The following is a 16,925-nucleotide window of genomic DNA, read 5'->3' on the forward strand; positions in this document are numbered from 1 at the left end:
AAAGCGAAACGGCCCGGGAAGATTTACCCCGGACCATTCGCTTTCATTGATCAGGCCGCAGGCGCCTTGGCCTCTTTGAGCAGTTGCTGAATCATCTGCTCCTGCGCCTGATAACTGCCTTCACCAAAGTGGGTGTAACGCACCTGCCCCTTGGCGTCGACCAGGTAATGCGCCGGCCAGTACTGGTTATCGAAGTTGCGCCAGATCGCGTAGTTGTTGTCGATGGCCACCGGGTAGGTGATGCCGAGCTTGTGCACCTGATCCTTGACGTTGTCGATGATCCGCTCGTAACCGTATTCCGGGGTGTGCACGCCGATCACCACCAGGCCGTCCTTGCCGTACTTCTTCTCCCACTCTTTGACGTACGGCAGGGTGTGCTGGCAGTTGATGCAGTCGTAGGTCCAAAAGTCCACCAGCACCACTTTGCCGCGCAGGGAATCGGCCGTCAGTTCCGGCGAATTCAACCATTGCACTGCGCCGGCCAGCGACGGCATCGCGCCTTTGCTCGCCTCGTCTTCGGTCGAGTCTGCACGGACTTTGCTGACGAAGTAGTCCACCACTTTCGGCACGTTTTCCAGCACGCTTTTCTCGACCGACGCCACGCCTTGGGACGAGGTGTTGGCCAACAGCAGGTTGTCGGCACCGGTGGCGATCACCGCCGCCGTCGCCAGCACCGCAACACCCGCACCACGGCGGAACCAGCCAGTGAACGGAATCGACGGCTTCAGCCGGTTGACCAAGCCGCGACCGGCGAAGATCAGCGTTCCCAGCGACAGCGCGCTACCCGCGCCGTAGGCCAGCAGCAACAGGCTGGTGTGAGCGTTGGCGCCTTGCAGCATGGCGCCGGTGAGGATCACGCCGAGAATCGGGCCGGCGCACGGCGCCCACAGCAGACCGGTGGCGACACCGATCATGATCGACGCCATGGGCCCGGTCTTTTTCCGGGCGTCGGGGTCGAGACGATTGCCCAGCAGCACGAAGGGTCGGGCCAGCCAGTCACCGATACGGGCGGAAATCAGCGACAGCGCAAACAGCACCATTACCGCCAGCGCGATATGGCGACCGGTGTTGCTGGCCTGAATCACCCACTCGCTGCTGACTACCGCCAGACTGGAGATCAGGGCAAAGGTCAGGGCCATGCCGCCGAGGGTCAGCAGGATCGAAGAACGGGTGCGGTCGGCACCGGCGAACAGAAACGGCACCACCGGCAGGATGCACGGACTGAGGACAGTCAACAGACCGCCCAGGAAAGCGATGAGAAACATGAGGTTCACCTTTTGAATGAGGGGTGGTCTGTTGAGTGGTTCGGGGGGCGCCCGTTACGGGCAGCCCCCTTCAATCCTCAAGCCGTCTGGCTGTCCAGCCATTGGCTTTGTGGCGTACGGCTGGCACCGTTCTCGGCCAGCGTCTGGCCTTGCGGCGTACGGCTGGCGCCGTCGGCGGCCAGTGTCTGGCCCTGTGGCGTGCGGCTGGAGCCGTCGGCGGCGATCAGGCCGTCGCTGCCCGGCTTGGCCACCGGGGCCAGTTGGAAGCAGGTGCTGCTGCCACAGCTGTTCTGTTCGACGGCAGCGTTGGCGTGGGCCGCGACACCGGCGAGGGAGAAGGCAACAGCGGTCAGATAGCGCGATACGTTGTTCATGGCGATGTTCCTTTTATAGAGGTGGGTAATCAGTTGTCTTCGTTGCAGCCGTCGGCGAATTTGCGGTAGTCGAGCACCTGGGTCTTGCCGGCCGAGTCGAGGTAGGTCAGGCGGGCGTCGACGATGCCGCAGGTCATCGAGTTGTCCTGTTTCAGCGACACCACTTTCTGGATGTCCAGGTGGCTGCCGTAGGAGTAGGTTTGCGGGGTGACATCGGCTTCGGCTCGGGCCGACAGGGTGCAGATGTTCAAAGCGGCAAACAGGCAAGCGGCAGCGATCGATTTGGTCTTGGTGTTCATGGCGTTTTCCTCGGGGCTTCAATGATTGAATCGTTGATTGGGCCGAGGCGTTCTGTGTGTGCCTCGATGGAGCTCATTTAAAGCTCGCGAGGTATCGCGCATGTGTCGGCAAATGCCGTGTATAAATCGCTACGTATCCGCACGCGCCCGGGATACACAGCGATACAAAACCCTGTAAAAATCCGCTTTTTGCGTCGGCATGTATCCGTCACAGCGCTGGATACACTGCAATACAAAGGCAGGCAGGCGGCCTCGCGCAGGCTCGATAGACTGCCCGGCAATCCCCTTTGATTGAGGTTTGGCCCCATGGAACATGTCGATCACATCCTGATCGTCGACGACGACCGCGAGATTCGCGAACTGGTCGGCAATTACCTGAAGAAGAACGGCCTGCGCACCACGGTGGTTGCCGATGGCCGGCAGATGCGCAGCTTTCTGGAAGCCAACACCGTCGACCTGATCGTGCTCGACATCATGATGCCCGGCGACGACGGCCTGCTGCTGTGCCGCGAATTGCGCTCGGGCAAACACAGGGCCACACCGATCCTGATGCTCACTGCGCGCAACGATGAAACCGACCGCATCCTTGGTCTGGAAATGGGCGCTGACGATTACCTGACCAAACCGTTCGCCGCCCGCGAACTGCTGGCGCGGATCAATGCCGTGCTGCGCCGCACCCGGATGCTGCCGCCGAACCTGGTGGTGACCGAAAGCGGTCGGCTGCTGGCGTTCGGTCGCTGGCAGCTCGACACATCGGCTCGGCATCTGCTGGACAAGGACGGCACCATGGTCGCGCTGAGTGGCGCGGAATACCGTCTGTTGCGCGTGTTCCTCGACCATCCGCAACGGGTGCTGAGCCGCGATCAATTGCTGAATCTGACCCAGGGCCGTGACGCCGATCTGTTTGACCGCTCCATCGATCTGCTGGTCAGCCGTCTGCGCCAGCGCCTGCTGGATGACGCCCGTGAACCGGCCTACATCAAGACCGTGCGCAGCGAAGGCTATGTGTTCTCGCTGCCGGTCGAAGTCCTCGGAGCCCCCGCATGAATGTCGCCCTGCGCTGGCCGCGCACCCTCGCCTCCCGCTTGTCGCTGATTTTCCTGATCGGGCTGATCCTCGCTCAGGCGCTGTCGTTCGGCGCGCAATATTACGAGCGCTACGAAAGCGCGAAAAACACCATGCTCGGCAACCTCGAAACCGACGTCTCGACCTCGATTGCCATTCTTGATCGTCTGCCCGCCGAAGAACGCCCGATGTGGCTCAAACGCCTGGCGCGCAAGAACTACGGTTATCTGCTGAGCGAAGGCGAACCGGGCACGCCGCTGGACCCGCAGGACGTGCCGATTGCCGTCACCTCGATTACCGACGCAATTGGCGAGGCCTATCCGCTGACGTTCACCGATATTCCCGGCCCGATAAAACACTTTCAAGGCCACCTGCGCCTGAGCGACGGCAGCCCGGTGACCATCGATGTGCGCCCGTCGATGGTGCCGCTGTCGCCGTGGCTGCCGGTGGTGTTACTCGGGCAACTGGCGCTGATGCTCGCCTGCACCTGGCTGGCGGTGCGCATCGCCATCCGCCCCCTCACCCGTCTCGCCAACGCGGTGGAAACCCTCGATCCCAACGCCCACCCGATCAACCTCGACGAAAAAGGCCCGAACGAAGTGGCTTACGCCGCCCGCGCTTTCAACTCGATGCAGGCGCGCATCGCCGCGTACCTGAAAGAGCGCATGCAACTGCTGGCGGCGATTTCCCACGACCTGCAAACCCCGATCACCCGCATGAAGCTGCGGGCGGAGTTCATGGACGATTCGGCCGAGAAAGACAAACTGTGGAACGACCTCGGCGAGATGGAGCATCTGGTGCGCGAAGGTGTGGCCTACGCCCGCAGCATCCACGGCTCGACTGAAGAAAGCCGACGCACCAATCTGGACTCGTTCCTCGACAGCCTGGTGTTCGACTATCAGGACATGGGCAAGGAAGTGCAGTTGAGCGGCAAGAGTGAGGCGGTCATCGATACCCGTCCCCACGCGTTGCGCCGGGTGCTGGTCAACCTGACCGACAACGCGCTGAAGTTCGCCGGCGCTGCCGAGCTGCTGATTCAACGCGACAGGAACGAACTGTCGATCAAGGTCATGGATCGCGGCCCGGGCATCGCCGAAGAAGAGCTGGCCCAGGTGATGGAGCCTTTCTACCGCGTGGAAAACTCGCGCAACCGCAGCACCGGCGGCACCGGGCTTGGGCTGGCGATCGCCCAGCAACTGGCGCTGGCGCTGGGCGGTTCGCTGACGCTGAGCAATCGCGAAGGTGGCGGGTTGTGTGCGGAGCTGAAACTGCCATTGAGCTGAGCACCAGCGGTCGCTACTGTCAGATCTGACAGTAGCCGGCCAGGCAGAATTATTGTGGGATGACACCTCGCTCAGCCGTCGCGTGGTGAACCATGTCTCTGCTCGATTCTGTCACTCAAGCCTGTCGGCGGCTCGCGCCGGGCGGCTGGCACTCGCTGATGCTGGCTCATGGTCTGGATATTCTCGCCGTACCGCTCAAGGACGAACTGCTCAAACCATTGCGTATCGACCGGTCGCTTCCCGGTTTCGAAGACTTCTGCCCGGCCGGCAATCGGGCGATCGAACCTGCCCGGCCTGCTCAAAGCCTGCTCTTCCATGCGCTGGCGTCGCCGAGGGTCACGCGCGATGCAAGTGGTCAGCCCCTGCAAACCTATCCAACCCCTGTCGAAATCCGGGCTGTTCTGAACTACGTCTTCGGCGTCCGTCCACCCTCGCTCAAGGATTTGCAGCGAAAGGCCCAGGGCGAACCGCTGGCCGTGGCAGTGTTTGCCAGCGAGTACCGTTGCGCCGCCGACACGGTGCATGGTGAGCACGCCGATCTGTGTTACTCGCGTACCGGAATTGCGCGTGTGGGCAATACCAGCGCCCTGTACGCCCCCGAGCTGCGCTGCTTCTTGCCGTTCGTTCAGGACGACCCCTACGGCATTCGCATAATGCCGGTGCATTACAGCGCCTATATCGCCGTGCAACGCCAAGGAAATCACGAACAGTTCGGCCCGATGGATGCTCAGCCGGACGTCGATCCCGCACTGAAATTCTGGGTGCCGATGCACAAGCTGTTCGATGGCAAGGAATGCCTTGCGGGACTGGATCTGGAGGTGAAATTCAAAGCTTTTCATATCAATGAAAAGATTCGCCACATCCATCTGCGTCACAGCGACACCGGCTGGCAAGAACCGGATATTTCCCAATACCCCTTTGTCATCACCGATGGTCTGGCAACGCTGGAGGTGGAGCGCGGATCGGGGTCGAGTCTACTGCTGCCCCGGCCCAGGCTCCGGCTCGCCGAGCAGGCCTGTTACCGGGGCCAGTTGTTGTCATTCACGATGCCCAGGGACTCGGGGGGCATGATCCATGGTCGGTCAATGCTGCACGACAATGGCACCATCGAAGATCTGAACCACCGCGAGGGTGTCGCCGAGCTGGTGAGGCAAGGCGGCTATCGCGCCCTGCACTATCGGGACGGCACGGCCGACGGTTATATCCGTGCGCGCTGCCCGTCGCTTGGGCACCTGCAATCGATACCTGCCTATTCGATCATTGCCACCCCAGATTTCTTTCCGTTTTGCCACCCACGGCGCCTGATGCACTGGGCCAGCCAGGTGCCAGCCTTCACCGGCTCGATCATCTGGCATGCCCGACTGCAGGCGTTATCGAATGTGCGTTATTGCGCCAACCTGACACTCGCGGGTCAGCCGTTCTCCCCGGAGGATCGGGGAGTCACCGCGATTGTCGGCTTGCCGCGCAAGTCGGTCTCATGGCCGCTGACCGGCGCGCACCCTGTCGGCATCGACCGTCCTTCCACATTGCCGGACGGCGAAGCCGGACTTTTCGCCCCGGGTTGGGGGGTAGGCCGAGTGCGTGAGCAAAGCCCGGACGGTAGCTGGATCGACCATCTCGCCGGTTACCAGATGGCCAGTCCTTTTCCCGAGGACGCCAGAATCTGCGCAGCACTGGGCTCTTTCTGGCCAGGCCTGGCACCCGACTCCGCGAGCACTTTCGAGCCCCGCTCCAGCCTGCACACCATTATCCCGTTGACCGATGCGGAAACCGGAAGAAGCGCCGTCGCCTGGGACAACCAACCACCCGCGCAGCTGATCCAGCATCAGGGCCGGACGTTCGTCCGCTATCGCGCCTACGAATACAGCGATTACACACAAGTCGCCCTTGAAAACAGATTCTCCCTGCAACTGACCGGCGCAATCACCCAGCAGGAATATCAAGGCCGGGTGCTCTCGATGTACCGCGTGTACAACGTACTCGGTGCGGGAACCGACAAGGCCTTGCGTAATACGTGGCCGTTGCTGTCCTTCATCCAGGTGCAGCGACCCGATCCGGAATTGGAATCGGCGCAACAGCAGGTCGGCATCGTGTTGCGCGGTTGGGTCTTTCGCTTCCTGATGTACGAACGCGGCGTCATGAGCATCCCTGCCGAAGACTTCAAATGGAGGGATGTGCAGGTCAAACAACAAGTGCGACTGTTCGTCTGCGCCGAAACGATACTGGTCAAATACGAAAATGCTGCGTGGCAACTCGCCCTTGAAGCCCTTTGATGTCGTGGTGATCGGTGGCGGTCCGGCGGGATCGGCGGCAGCGATCGGTTGCGCACAACGCGGTCTGCGCGTGGCAATGATCGAGCGTCAGGAATTCCCGCGATTTCGCCCCGGTGAGAGCCTGCATCCAGGCATCGAACCCGTGTTGGCGCAACTGGGCGTCGCCGGGCAACTGTGTGTGCAGGATGCGCTGCGTTTCAACGGGCACTGGGTGCAATGGAACGGGCCGCTGCGCTTCAACGGCTTCGGCAGTGACGACAAGGGTTCATGGCGAGGCTTTCAGATTCCCCGGGCAACGCTGGACACAGCGTTATTGCAGCACGCCGCAGCGCTGGGAGTGATGGTGCACCAGCCGTGTCGCGCTCTCGCCGTCCTTGGCGAGAAGTGTCGCGTGCGCGGTGTCATAACCGATTCAGGCCCGTTGCACGCCGACTATGTGATCGATGCCAGCGGCGCGTCAGCCTGGCTGCATCGACAGCTGGGATTGACCATCCGCCGCTGTTCGCCACGCCTGATTGCCCGCTACGGTTACGTCCGGGGTTGTCCACTCGCTTATCGGCACGCACCGCACTTGTCAGCAGTTCCCGGTGGATGGACGTGGATCGCAAACGTGCAGGCGCAATTGACGCACTGGACGCATCTGGCCTTCGACGCGCCGAACCTGCGCCGCCCGGCGATTCCAGAGCAGCTGCAACACTTGCCCATGCAAGGCGCCATCCACGGCGCCGATGTAACGTGGCGGATCAGCACGGCAGTCGCCGGTAACGGCTACTTCATGGTCGGTGACGCGGCCAGTCAGCTTGACCCGGCGTCTTCCCATGGCGTGCTCAAGGCCTTGATGACCGGCATGCAGGCCGCGCAGGTGGTGTCCGACTGCATCGGGCAACCCTCTGTGCAATCGTCGGCTCAGAGGCAATACAGCCAATGGCTGGGCGACTGGTTCGAGAAAGACATGGAACAACTGCGTCGCTTCTATCGCCTTCATCCTGATCCGCCACGCTGGCTGCAACCTCATGTCTGACTCAGACAACGCCGATCACACCGTCCTCATGCAGTTGCTGCAGCAACGCCAGTCCGCTGTCCTTGAACGACATCGTTGCGGGTAACCCCGCCTCCAACGCCAGCCCTTGCAGTTGCTCGCGACCGCTCAGCAACGGGAACGCCTCGATCCGCTGCAACAACCGCCAGGCCAATGGGCTCAGCTCGGAAAACTTCACACTCCAGTCCGTCGTACGCCGCACCAGCAAAAGCGTCGGCTGGACAGGTGGCGTGGCCGGTTGATGATCCGGCCCGAGCATCTGCACCGGCCAGGTGTACGCCAAGGGCCAGGCCAGTGCCGAAACCTGCAACGGCCGATCCAGCAACTGCGCCGGATCGCTCGCCGGCAAGGGTTCGGCGTCGGACTGCTGCAACACCATTTCCACCCATTCGTAATGCGCCAGCTCCACCAGAAACGCCGGCCATTTTCCGTCGCTCAATACGGCAGGCTCCGAGGCGAGGTAACCGACAAACTCCTCGGCGATCTCGCCGAATTTCGGTGTCTGTGCGCGGTAGTCCCGCAGGAAGCCACGAATCAACGTGCGCCAGCGTTCCTGGCCGATGATCCGGATCAGCACCGGAAACGTACCGCCCAGCAGTTGCGAGACGTTGTTGAACACCAGATCGCGATAGACATTGACCCGCGCCGCGTTCATGTCGGCGGGCGGCGCTTCATGTTCTGGATCGCGCAAATAGCGGGTCAGGGCCTGTTGTTGCAGCAGAAGACTATCCACGCGGGCCTCCTTCGGATTGCAGGCGGCGAATGGTTTGCAACTCGGCCACCAGTCCAGAAAACGCCGGGAAATTGAAATCCCGCTCCAGCAACGTCGGCTGCGCACCGAATCGGGCATAGGCGTCGGCCAGCAACGACCAGACCACCGGTTTGACCGAGGCGCCGTGGGTGTCGATCTTCAGCGTGTCGGACTCGTCGAAGTGCCCGGCCACGTGCATCCCCACCACCCGCCCCGGCTCAATGGCAGCCAGGAACGTCTGCGGATCGAAACCGTGGTTGATCGAGTTGACGTAGACGTTGTTCACGTCCAGCAGCAGGTCGCAATCCGCCTCGCGCAGCACGGCGTTGGTGAAGGTCACTTCGTCCATGTCCTGCCGGGGCGCGGCATAGTAGGAAACATTTTCCACCGCCAGGCGCCGGCCGAGAATGTCCTGGGCCTGGCGGATCCGTGCGGCGACGTGGCGCACCGCTTCTTCGGTGAACGGCAACGGCAGCAGGTCGTAGAGGTGACCGTCGTCGCTGCAATAGCTCAGGTGTTCGCTGTACAACGGCACCTTGTGATGATCGAGGAAGGTCCGCACTTCCCGGAGAAAACCGACGTCCAGCGGCGCCGAACCACCGAGCGACAACGACAACCCGTGACAGGACAACGGATATCGCTCGGCCAGCTCGCGCAACGCGGCGCCATGGGCACCGCCGACGCCGATCCAGTTCTCCGGGGCGACTTCCAGAAAATCGAAATCGCCGGTGCGCGCGGCTTGCAGGTCTTTCATCAAGCCGCGACGCAGGCCGAGCCCGACGCTGGCCTGCAAGGTGGGGTGGGGAGTCTGCATGGGCTAGATCTCTGCTTGGGAGCCGCCAGATCAGCGACTGACCATTGCAGTTAATGCGTCCACTGTGTCGCCGCTGTGTTCGACCGTCGGGACAATTGGCACCTTGTGTATCCAGCAGCCGCAGAGATACACAGCGATACATAACCACCACGGATTCCAACAGCGGCTAGACTCAATCAGTACCCAGTCGAGGGGGACGCAGGACAGCAGTGTCGCCCTGCCCGTTTCCACGACCACCGCCCGGTGGTGAATGCCTCGACCCACAACGCCACCGGACTGTGATCCTGTCAATGGAGCACATGAAATGGACGAGGCCAGACTCAACGAATTCATGGGAAAACTGGTCAACGACATGGGCGGCGCGGCTATGCTGGCCAATGTCATTGTCGGCGAAGAACTCGGCCTTTACCGGGCGATGGCCGACAGTCAGCCGATCAGCCCCGAAACCCTTGCCGAAAAAACCACCTGCAACCCGCGACTGGTGCGCGAATGGCTGAGCGCCCACGCGGCGTCCGGCTATATGGAACACCACGACGGCAAGTTTCGTTTGCCGGAAGAACAGGCGCTGGCCCTGGCCAAGGAAGATTCGCCGGTGTACGTGGCCGGCGGGCTAGGCGTGGTGGCGTCGTTTTTCCATGACAAGGACAAACTGGTCAAAGCCATGCGCGGCAACGGCGCCCTGTCGTGGGGCGATCACCATCCGTGCATGTTCACCGGCACCGAGCGCTTCTTCCGCCCCGGCTACAAGGGGCATTTGATCGCCGAATGGCTGCCGGCGCTGGACGGTGTGGTGGCCAAACTCGAAGCAGGCGCCAAGGTCGCCGATATCGGCTGCGGTCACGGTGCGTCCACGGTGATCATGGCCCAGGCCTATCCCAACTCGCGGTTCGTCGGCTTCGACTATCACGCGCCTTCGATCACCGTCGCCACCCAACGGGCGGAAGAAGGCGGCGTCAGCAGTCGCGCGCGGTTCTTCCAGGGCACGGCGAAAAGCTACCCCGGCGACGACTATGACCTGATCTGTTATTTCGACTGCCTGCACGACATGGGCGATCCGGTCGGTGCGGCGAAGCATGCGTTTGAATCGTTGAAGGACGACGGCACAGTGCTGCTGGTCGAGCCGTTCGCCAACGACACCCTGGACGAAAACATCACGCCGGTCGGGCGCTTGTTCTATGCGGCATCGACGTTCATTTGCACGCCGAACTCGCTGTCCCAGGAAGTGGGCCTCGGCCTTGGTGCGCAGGCGGGCGAGTCACGCTTGCGCAAGGTGTTTACCGAAGCCGGCTTCAAACACTTCCGGCGGGCGACGCAGACGCCGTTCAACCTGATTCTGGAGGCGCGCAAGTAAAAACCGGGCACAGGACGCGCCTGCCGGGGAGCGTCCGTCAGTGCTAACCTGCAAGGCACTTTTCGCCTGCGGAGCGCTGATCATGCTCGACCGTCCCCTTCCCGACCCGCTCGACTACCTGCAACAGGTCATGGCCGACGGCGACTTCATTGTGCTGACCGGCGCCGGGATCAGCACGCCGTCGGGCATCCCGGACTACCGCGACACCGACGGCGTACGCCGTGGCCGGCAGCCGATGATGTACCAGGAATTCCTCGCCGCCCCGGAATCGCGCCGCCGCTATTGGGCCCGGGCCATGCTCGGCTGGCCGCGCGTGCGCCAGGCACGGCCGAACGTTGCCCATGAGGCTTTGGCCAGTCTGCAAAGCCACGGGCGGATCGGCGGTTTGATTACTCAGAATGTCGATACCTTGCACGATCAGGCCGGCAGTCACGACGTCATCGAACTGCACGGCAGCCTGCACCGGGTGTTGTGCCTGGATTGCGGTCAGCGCAGCGAGCGGGACTCGATTCAGCAACTGATGGAAACGCAGAACCCGTATCTGGCAGGCGTCGATGCCGTGCAGGCACCGGACGGCGACACCCTGCTCGACCCGGCTTTCGAGGCGCGCTTTCAGGTGCCGCATTGCCCGCATTGCGCAGGGGAACGAATGAAACCGGACGTGGTGTTTTTTGGTGAGAACGTGGCGCAGCCAACGGCGGCGCGGGCCATGGCGCTGGCGGAAAATGCCGCCGGGATGCTGGTGGTGGGTTCGTCGTTGATGGCGTATTCGGCGTTTCGCCTGTGCCGGGTGATTGCGGACCGGGGCAAGCCGCTGATCGCGATCAATCTGGGGAAAACGCGGGCGGATGAGTTGCTGGATTTGAAGATTGAAGCGTCCTGCGAACAGCTATTACCGTTACTGACACAACGCCTGACTTCATGACCTGCCCAGGTCAGTGTTCAGCCTTGAGAATGTCAAAAAGCGCCTGCGCCGCCGCCGACAGTTCATTCCCCGGATCCGTCAGCACGCCAATCGCCCGCTCCACCACCGGTTCGTGCAAGGTCAGGCAATGCGCTCCCAACTCGCGCATCTGCCCGGCACACAACGCCGGCACCGCGCTGACACCCAGCCCGCTCGCCACCATCCGCCCCACCGTCGCCAGTTGATGGCTTTCAAATTCCACCGGCAGCTTCATGCCTCGGGCCTGCAAGTGTTCTTCCAGCATCACCCGAACCGTGGACGGTCGTTGCAGGGTAATGAACGGTTCCTGCAGCAAGGTCTGCCAATCGATGTCGCTCCGGGCGGCCAGCGGCGAATCCTGCGGCACGACGGCGACGAAGCGATCCCGGTAAAGCGGCGTGAAGGTCAGCGAGGTGTTCTGCATCGGCTCGAAGGCCACGCCAAGTTCGACCTGACGATCGCGAACCATTTCCAGCACTTGCTCGTTGATCACGTCGTTGACCGTCACGTTGACGTTCGGATAACGCGCGCGAAAGGTCTTGAGGATCGGCGGCAGCAGGTTACCGGCAAACGACGGCATCGCCGCCAGCGTCACCCGCCCACGCTGCAGGCTGAAGCGCTGGCGCATTTCGTCTTCGGCGTTGTCCCAGTCGGCGATCAGGCGCCGGGCCAGCGGCAGCAGCGATTCGCCCTCCGGGGTCAGCGCCACGTTGCGCGTGTTGCGGCTGAACAGGCGCCCGCCCAGGCCCTCTTCCAGCGCTTTGATGGTCAGGCTCAGCGCCGATTGCGACAGGTGCAGGCGCTCGCAGGCCACGGCAAAGCTCAGGCTTTGGGCCACGGCGAGAAAGGCACGGATCTGCTTGATGGTCATGAACGCTATGCTTCCCTATCAGAGTCTTGATCGTTCCCACGTCGAGGCGTCGAACCGTCTGCGGGGGAACGCAGCCCGTGACGCTCCGCGTCACTGGACGCGGAGCGTCCCTAGAGGCATTCCCACGCAGAGCGTGGGAACGATCAAATGAGGCCGATTATTGAGCTTTATCAATCAATCAACCTTAAAAATCAACTTAACAAATATATCCTTCAGCGCGACACTCCAGTCATTCGGCTAGCCAGCCGCCCGACAAACAGAAAAAGAGGTGCATATGGCAGGTTTCGACAAGCGCGTGTATTCCTACGAGGAAGCCATGGCAGGTCTTGAAGACGGCATGACCGTGATCGCCGGCGGCTTCGGCCTGTGCGGCATCCCGGAAAACCTGATCGCCGAGATCAAGCGCAAGGGCACCCGCGACCTCACCGTCGTCTCCAACAACTGCGGCGTTGATGGCTTCGGCCTCGGCGTGCTGCTGACCGACCGCCAGATCAGCAAGGTGGTCGCCTCTTACGTCGGCGAAAACAAGCTGTTTGAAGAGCAATTGCTCAAAGGCGACATCGAAGTCGTACTGACCCCGCAAGGCACCCTCGCCGAGAAAATGCGCGCAGGCGGCGCCGGCATCCCGGCGTTCTTCACGGCTACTGGCGTCGGCACCCCGGTCGCCGAAGGCAAGGAAGTACGTGAATTCCACGGTCGCAAGTACCTGATGGAAGAGTCCATCACCGGCGACTTCGCCATCGTCAAAGGCTGGAAAGCCGACCATTTCGGCAACGTCATCTACCGCCACACCGCCCAGAATTTCAACCCGCTGGCCGCTACCGCCGGCAAGATCACCGTGGTCGAAGTCGAAGAAATCGTCGAACCCGGCGAGCTGGATCCGTCGCAGATCCACACCCCCGGCATCTACGTCGACCGGGTCATTTGCGGCACGTTCGAAAAACGCATCGAACAACGCACCATCCGCAAATAATCCAGGCTGACGGAGAACAAGAACATGGCACTTACCCGCGAACAAATGGCTCAACGCGTCGCCCGCGAAATGCAGGACGGCTACTACGTTAACCTCGGCATCGGCATTCCGACCCTGGTCGCCAACTACATCCCCGAAGGCATGGAAGTCATGCTGCAATCGGAAAACGGCCTGCTCGGCATGGGCCCTTTCCCGACTGAAGACACCATCGACGCCGACATGATCAACGCCGGCAAACAGACCGTAACCGCGCGCATCGGCGCATCGATTTTCAACTCCGCCGAGTCCTTTGCCATGATCCGCGGCGGTCACGTCGACCTGACCGTGCTGGGCGCGTTCGAAGTGGACGTGCAAGGCAACATCGCCTCCTGGATGATCCCGGGCAAACTGGTCAAGGGCATGGGCGGCGCGATGGACCTGGTGGCCGGCGCCGACAACATCATCGTCATCATGACCCACGCGTCCAAGGACGGTGAGTCCAAGTTGCTGAGCCAATGCAGCCTGCCGCTGACCGGCGCCGGTTGCATCAAGCGCGTGCTGACTGACCTTGCGTACCTGGAAATCGAAAATGGCGCTTTTGTCCTCAAGGAACGCGCACCTGGCGTCAGCGTCGAGGAAATCGTCGCCAAAACCGCTGGTAAACTGATCGTCCCGGATCACGTACCGGAAATGCAGTTCGCTGCCGAGTGAGGAATTCGAAAATGCAAGACGTCGTCATTGTTGCCGCCACGCGCACCGCGATCGGCAGTTTCCAGGGATCGCTGGCCAGCGTCTCCGCCGTGGATCTGGGCGCAGCGGTCATCCGCCAGTTGCTTGAGCAGACCGGTCTGGACGGTGCCCAGGTCGATGAAGTGATCATGGGCCAGGTGCTGACCGCCGGCGCCGGCCAGAACCCGGCGCGCCAGTCGGCGATCAAGGCCGGTCTGCCACACGCCGTACCGGCCATGACCCTGAACAAGGTCTGCGGCTCGGGTCTCAAGGCCCTGCACCTCGGTGCACAGGCGATCCGCTGCGGCGACGCGGACGTAATCATCGCCGGCGGCCAGGAAAACATGAGTCTGGCCAACTACGTCATGCCGGGCGCGCGCACCGGTCTGCGCATGGGGCACGCGCAAATCGTCGACACCATGATCAGCGATGGCCTGTGGGATGCGTTCAACGATTACCACATGGGTATCACCGCCGAGAATCTGGTCGAGAAATACGAGATCAGCCGCGAGCAGCAAGACGCCTTCGCTGCCGCGTCGCAACAGAAAGCCGCTGCGGCCATTGAGGCCGGGCGCTTTGTCGATGAAATCACTCCGATCCTGATCCCGCAGCGCAAAGGCGATCCGGTGGCGTTCAAGGTCGACGAGCAGCCACGCGGCGACACCACCGCCGAATCCCTGGCCAAACTGCGTCCGGCCTTCAAGAAGGACGGCAGCGTCACCGCCGGCAACGCTTCGTCACTGAACGACGGCGCGGCCGCCGTGATTCTGATGAGCGCCGAAAAAGCCAAGGCCCTGGGCCTGCCGGTGCTGGCGAAAATCGCCGCCTACGCCAACGCGGGCGTCGATCCGGCGATCATGGGCATCGGCCCGGTGTCCGCCACTCGCCGCTGTCTGGACAAGGCCGGCTGGAACATCGGCCAGCTGGATCTGATCGAAGCCAACGAAGCCTTCGCCGCGCAATCGCTGGCGGTGGCCAAGGATCTGCAATGGGATCTGGACAAGGTCAACGTGAATGGCGGCGCCATCGCCCTCGGTCACCCGATCGGTGCATCGGGCTGCCGCGTGCTGGTGACCCTGCTGCACGAAATGATCAAGCGTGATGCGAAAAAGGGCCTGGCGACCCTGTGCATCGGCGGCGGTCAGGGCGTGGCCCTGGCGCTGGAACGCGCGTAAGCCCAAAGAGGTTCAACAGCGGGCAGTGGATCCACGACATCCATGGCCCGTTGGCAACAAACCCGGTACGACTCACGTCGCACCGGGTATTTTTTTGCCCGGCCGTCAGGCGAACTTCACCAGATTCAGCACCGGCAATGGTCCGCCGGGGAATTGCACCAGTCGCGCACCCACGCTCAGCTCGCCCAGATCGATACCGAAGAAACCGAGCTGATCGATCAACGCACCCACTTCAGCCTTGGCCTGAGCGTCATCCCCGGACAGGAACAGCACGCGCTTGCCCCCCTCCGACGCCGGATCCGCTTCCAGCAAACGCGCCAGCAAGTGGTTGAACGCCTTGACCACCCGCGCCCCCGGCACCCATTCGGCGAACACTTCGCTGGACGGCCGCCCCTGCAAATCCACCGGTTTGAACGACGGCGCTTCAATCGAATTGTTGGCGTCGATGACGATCCGCCCGCCGAAGTCCGGCAGACCGGCCAGTGCGGTTGGCAGTTTCGACCAGTTCACCGCGACCAGCACGATGTCCTGGGCGGCGGCTTCTTCACGGGTAACGGCGCGAGCGGTCGGGCCGAGTTCTGCGACCAGTTCAGCCAGGGTCTCCGGCCCGCGACTGTTGGCGATGACCAACGGGATGCCCTGACGCGACAAGGCTTTGGCAAACGCTGAACCGATGGCGCCAGCGCCGATGATTCCGATAGTGCTCATGGTGTTCTCCTCAAAGTGGGGTAAGACTCGAAGCGAATCTTGCGCTTGCCATTCCCACTTGATTAGCCGGTAATGCCTTGAATGATCTTCAAGTATTGCTATCAGGTTGAACCTATGGAAACCCTTGCCAATCTGGAATCTTTCGTCCGCAGCGCCGAGACCGGCAGCTTCTCCGCCGCCGCACGGTTGCTGGCGCTGACCCCGGCGGCGGTCAGTCGCAACGTGGCGATTCTTGAGCGTAATCTGGGCGTGCGGCTGTTCCAGCGCTCGACCCGCAAGCTGTCGCTGACCGAGACTGGTGAAGGTTTTCTGGCGAGTATCGGCGGCAACCTCGATGCCTTGCAGGCCGCGATTGCTACGGTGGCGACCGAGCGCGGCGAGCCGGCGGGTGTGCTCAAGATCAGCCTGCCGCCGACGTTCGGCATCGATCACATGCTGCCGCTGCTGCCGGAGTTTCTGGCGCGCTATCCGTTGATTCGCCCGGAATGGCACTTCGAAAATCGTCAGGTTGATTTGATCGCCGAGGGGTATGACGTGGCGATCGGCGGCGGATTCGAGCTGACGCCCGGCGTGGTCGCCCGGCCATTGTCGTCCGCCGAAGTACTGGCGGTGGCGTCGCCGGCGTATCTGGCGGGTCGCACTCTGCCGCAACATCCGGCGGATCTGGCCGAGCATCAGGGCATCGTCATGCGCGGCCTGCGCACCGGGCGCCTGCGCCAATGGCAGATGCACAACGAAGCCGGTGAACAGGCCAGCGCCCTGCTCAACCCGAGCATCGTGCTGAATGACCCGATGGCCATGCGCAAGGCCGCGCTGCTGGGCTTGGGCGTGACGATGCTGGTGCTGCCCGATGTCAGTGCGCAGATCGAACGCGGTGAATTGGTGCAGCTGTTGCCCGACTGGCAATGCGATGCCGGAGCGATTTCGCTGTACTACCCGAGCCGAACCTTGCTGCCGGCCAAGACCCGGGTGTTCATTGATTTTGTGGTCGAGGCGTTTGGCTCATTATCGTAATGATCGTTCCCACGCTCCG

17 protein-coding genes are annotated in these 16,925 nt (G+C 62.3%); 10 read left to right on the forward strand and 7 right to left on the reverse strand.

Annotation, left to right across the window (positions count from 1 at the left end; translation table 11 throughout):
• Positions 1-50 precede the first annotated feature (50 nt).
• The 3 genes from AWU82_RS11280 to AWU82_RS11290 all read right to left on the reverse strand — a co-directional run bounded on the left by AWU82_RS11280 (position 51) and on the right by AWU82_RS11290 (position 1,938).
• The gene (locus tag AWU82_RS11280; RefSeq protein ID WP_064382359.1) at positions 51-1,265 is read right to left on the reverse strand and encodes a cytochrome c biogenesis protein DipZ; all 1,215 of its coding nucleotides are present in this window, start codon (positions 1,263-1,265) and stop codon (positions 51-53) included.
• A gap of 77 nt (positions 1,266-1,342) precedes the next feature.
• On the reverse strand, positions 1,343-1,639 hold the full coding sequence (locus AWU82_RS11285; protein WP_064382360.1) for a hypothetical protein: 297 nt from the start codon (positions 1,637-1,639) through the stop codon (positions 1,343-1,345).
• A gap of 29 nt (positions 1,640-1,668) precedes the next feature.
• Positions 1,669-1,938: a DUF2790 domain-containing protein gene (locus AWU82_RS11290; RefSeq protein ID WP_007956290.1), complete on the reverse strand. Its 270-nt coding sequence runs from the start codon at positions 1,936-1,938 to the stop codon at positions 1,669-1,671.
• A 306-nt stretch (positions 1,939-2,244) separates the two neighbouring features.
• Here AWU82_RS11290 and AWU82_RS11295 point away from each other — a divergent pair, with 306 nt between their 5' ends.
• The 4 genes from AWU82_RS11295 (at position 2,245) to AWU82_RS11310 (ending at position 7,580) form a co-directional block, all read left to right on the forward strand.
• Positions 2,245-2,985 (forward strand): response regulator, encoded by a 741-nt coding sequence (locus AWU82_RS11295; RefSeq protein ID WP_007956289.1) that lies wholly within the window; start codon positions 2,245-2,247, stop codon positions 2,983-2,985.
• A complete protein-coding gene (locus AWU82_RS11300) occupies positions 2,982-4,286 on the forward strand; it encodes an ATP-binding protein (RefSeq protein WP_064382361.1) in 1,305 nt (434 codons plus the stop codon). The genes AWU82_RS11295 and AWU82_RS11300 overlap by 4 nt, the downstream gene beginning before the upstream one ends.
• Before the next feature lie 92 nt (positions 4,287-4,378).
• Positions 4,379-6,559 (forward strand): hypothetical protein, encoded by a 2,181-nt coding sequence (locus tag AWU82_RS11305; protein ID WP_064382362.1) that lies wholly within the window; start codon positions 4,379-4,381, stop codon positions 6,557-6,559.
• Positions 6,546-7,580 (forward strand): NAD(P)/FAD-dependent oxidoreductase, encoded by a 1,035-nt coding sequence (locus AWU82_RS11310; RefSeq protein ID WP_064382363.1) that lies wholly within the window; start codon positions 6,546-6,548, stop codon positions 7,578-7,580. Before AWU82_RS11305 ends, AWU82_RS11310 begins: the two co-directional genes overlap by 14 nt.
• A 1-nt stretch (position 7,581) precedes the next feature.
• On the opposite strand, the gene AWU82_RS11315 is transcribed toward AWU82_RS11310, so the two are convergent.
• Both AWU82_RS11315 and AWU82_RS11320 read right to left on the reverse strand, forming a co-directional pair.
• Entirely contained in the window at positions 7,582-8,331 is a 750-nt protein-coding gene (locus tag AWU82_RS11315; RefSeq protein WP_064382364.1) for an HvfC family RiPP maturation protein, read from the reverse strand.
• On the reverse strand, positions 8,324-9,163 hold the full coding sequence (locus tag AWU82_RS11320) for an HvfB family MNIO-type RiPP peptide maturase (RefSeq protein ID WP_064382365.1): 840 nt from the start codon (positions 9,161-9,163) through the stop codon (positions 8,324-8,326). Before AWU82_RS11320 ends, AWU82_RS11315 begins: the two co-directional genes overlap by 8 nt.
• A 304-nt stretch (positions 9,164-9,467) precedes the next feature.
• Between AWU82_RS11320 and AWU82_RS11325 the strand changes: the two genes are divergently transcribed.
• Positions 9,468-10,514 carry a class I SAM-dependent methyltransferase gene (locus AWU82_RS11325; RefSeq protein ID WP_064382366.1) on the forward strand — a complete coding sequence of 349 codons (1,047 nt, stop codon included), beginning with the start codon at positions 9,468-9,470 and terminating at the stop codon, positions 10,512-10,514.
• Between the two features lie 82 nt (positions 10,515-10,596).
• Complete coding sequence (locus AWU82_RS11330; RefSeq protein ID WP_064382367.1) at positions 10,597-11,439, forward strand: NAD-dependent protein deacetylase; 843 nt, start codon at positions 10,597-10,599, stop codon at positions 11,437-11,439.
• A gap of 10 nt (positions 11,440-11,449) precedes the next feature.
• Here AWU82_RS11330 and AWU82_RS11335 read toward each other — a convergent pair whose 3' ends face one another.
• Positions 11,450-12,328, reverse strand: coding sequence for a LysR family transcriptional regulator (locus tag AWU82_RS11335; RefSeq protein WP_064382368.1), 879 nt, complete (start codon positions 12,326-12,328; stop codon positions 11,450-11,452).
• A 274-nt stretch (positions 12,329-12,602) separates the two neighbouring features.
• On the opposite strand from AWU82_RS11335, the gene AWU82_RS11340 reads away from it, so the two are divergent.
• The 3 genes from AWU82_RS11340 to AWU82_RS11350 are packed head-to-tail and all read left to right on the forward strand — an operon-like array spanning position 12,603 to position 15,184.
• Entirely contained in the window at positions 12,603-13,301 is a 699-nt protein-coding gene (locus tag AWU82_RS11340; RefSeq protein ID WP_064382369.1) for a CoA transferase subunit A, read from the forward strand.
• A 24-nt stretch (positions 13,302-13,325) separates the two neighbouring features.
• Positions 13,326-13,991: a CoA transferase subunit B gene (locus AWU82_RS11345; RefSeq protein ID WP_011333516.1), complete on the forward strand. Its 666-nt coding sequence runs from the start codon at positions 13,326-13,328 to the stop codon at positions 13,989-13,991.
• An 11-nt stretch (positions 13,992-14,002) separates the two neighbouring features.
• Complete coding sequence (locus AWU82_RS11350) at positions 14,003-15,184, forward strand: acetyl-CoA C-acetyltransferase (protein ID WP_064382370.1); 1,182 nt, start codon at positions 14,003-14,005, stop codon at positions 15,182-15,184.
• Positions 15,185-15,289: 105 nt separating this feature from the next.
• On the opposite strand, the gene AWU82_RS11355 is transcribed toward AWU82_RS11350, so the two are convergent.
• Positions 15,290-15,892, reverse strand: a complete 603-nt coding sequence (locus AWU82_RS11355; RefSeq protein ID WP_011333514.1) for an NADPH-dependent F420 reductase — start codon at positions 15,890-15,892, stop codon at positions 15,290-15,292.
• A 114-nt stretch (positions 15,893-16,006) separates the two neighbouring features.
• Between AWU82_RS11355 and AWU82_RS11360 the strand changes: the two genes are divergently transcribed.
• Positions 16,007-16,906, forward strand: coding sequence for a LysR family transcriptional regulator (locus AWU82_RS11360; RefSeq protein WP_064382371.1), 900 nt, complete (start codon positions 16,007-16,009; stop codon positions 16,904-16,906).
• Positions 16,907-16,925 lie beyond the last annotated feature (19 nt).

This window comes from Pseudomonas glycinae, assembly GCF_001594225.2.
GTDB classification, from domain to species: domain Bacteria; phylum Pseudomonadota; class Gammaproteobacteria; order Pseudomonadales; family Pseudomonadaceae; genus Aquipseudomonas; species Aquipseudomonas glycinae.

Bases quoted from the DNA above. Each gene is read 5' to 3' on its own strand.
- AWU82_RS11280 (WP_064382359.1), bottom strand. From the start codon at position 1,265: ATGTTTCTCATCGCTTTCCTGGGCGGTCTGTTGACTGTCCTCAGTCCG.
- AWU82_RS11285 (WP_064382360.1), bottom strand. From the start codon at position 1,639: ATGAACAACGTATCGCGCTATCTGACCGCTGTTGCCTTCTCCCTCGCC.
- AWU82_RS11290 (WP_007956290.1), bottom strand. From the start codon at position 1,938: ATGAACACCAAGACCAAATCGATCGCTGCCGCTTGCCTGTTTGCCGCT.
- AWU82_RS11295 (WP_007956289.1), top strand. From the start codon at position 2,245: ATGGAACATGTCGATCACATCCTGATCGTCGACGACGACCGCGAGATT.
- AWU82_RS11300 (WP_064382361.1), top strand. From the start codon at position 2,982: ATGAATGTCGCCCTGCGCTGGCCGCGCACCCTCGCCTCCCGCTTGTCG.
- AWU82_RS11305 (WP_064382362.1), top strand. From the start codon at position 4,379: ATGTCTCTGCTCGATTCTGTCACTCAAGCCTGTCGGCGGCTCGCGCCG.
- AWU82_RS11320 (WP_064382365.1), bottom strand. From the start codon at position 9,163: ATGCAGACTCCCCACCCCACCTTGCAGGCCAGCGTCGGGCTCGGCCTG.
- AWU82_RS11325 (WP_064382366.1), top strand. From the start codon at position 9,468: ATGGACGAGGCCAGACTCAACGAATTCATGGGAAAACTGGTCAACGAC.
- AWU82_RS11330 (WP_064382367.1), top strand. From the start codon at position 10,597: ATGCTCGACCGTCCCCTTCCCGACCCGCTCGACTACCTGCAACAGGTC.
- AWU82_RS11335 (WP_064382368.1), bottom strand. From the start codon at position 12,328: ATGACCATCAAGCAGATCCGTGCCTTTCTCGCCGTGGCCCAAAGCCTG.
- AWU82_RS11340 (WP_064382369.1), top strand. From the start codon at position 12,603: ATGGCAGGTTTCGACAAGCGCGTGTATTCCTACGAGGAAGCCATGGCA.
- AWU82_RS11345 (WP_011333516.1), top strand. From the start codon at position 13,326: ATGGCACTTACCCGCGAACAAATGGCTCAACGCGTCGCCCGCGAAATG.
- AWU82_RS11350 (WP_064382370.1), top strand. From the start codon at position 14,003: ATGCAAGACGTCGTCATTGTTGCCGCCACGCGCACCGCGATCGGCAGT.
- AWU82_RS11355 (WP_011333514.1), bottom strand. From the start codon at position 15,892: ATGAGCACTATCGGAATCATCGGCGCTGGCGCCATCGGTTCAGCGTTT.
- AWU82_RS11360 (WP_064382371.1), top strand. From the start codon at position 16,007: ATGGAAACCCTTGCCAATCTGGAATCTTTCGTCCGCAGCGCCGAGACC.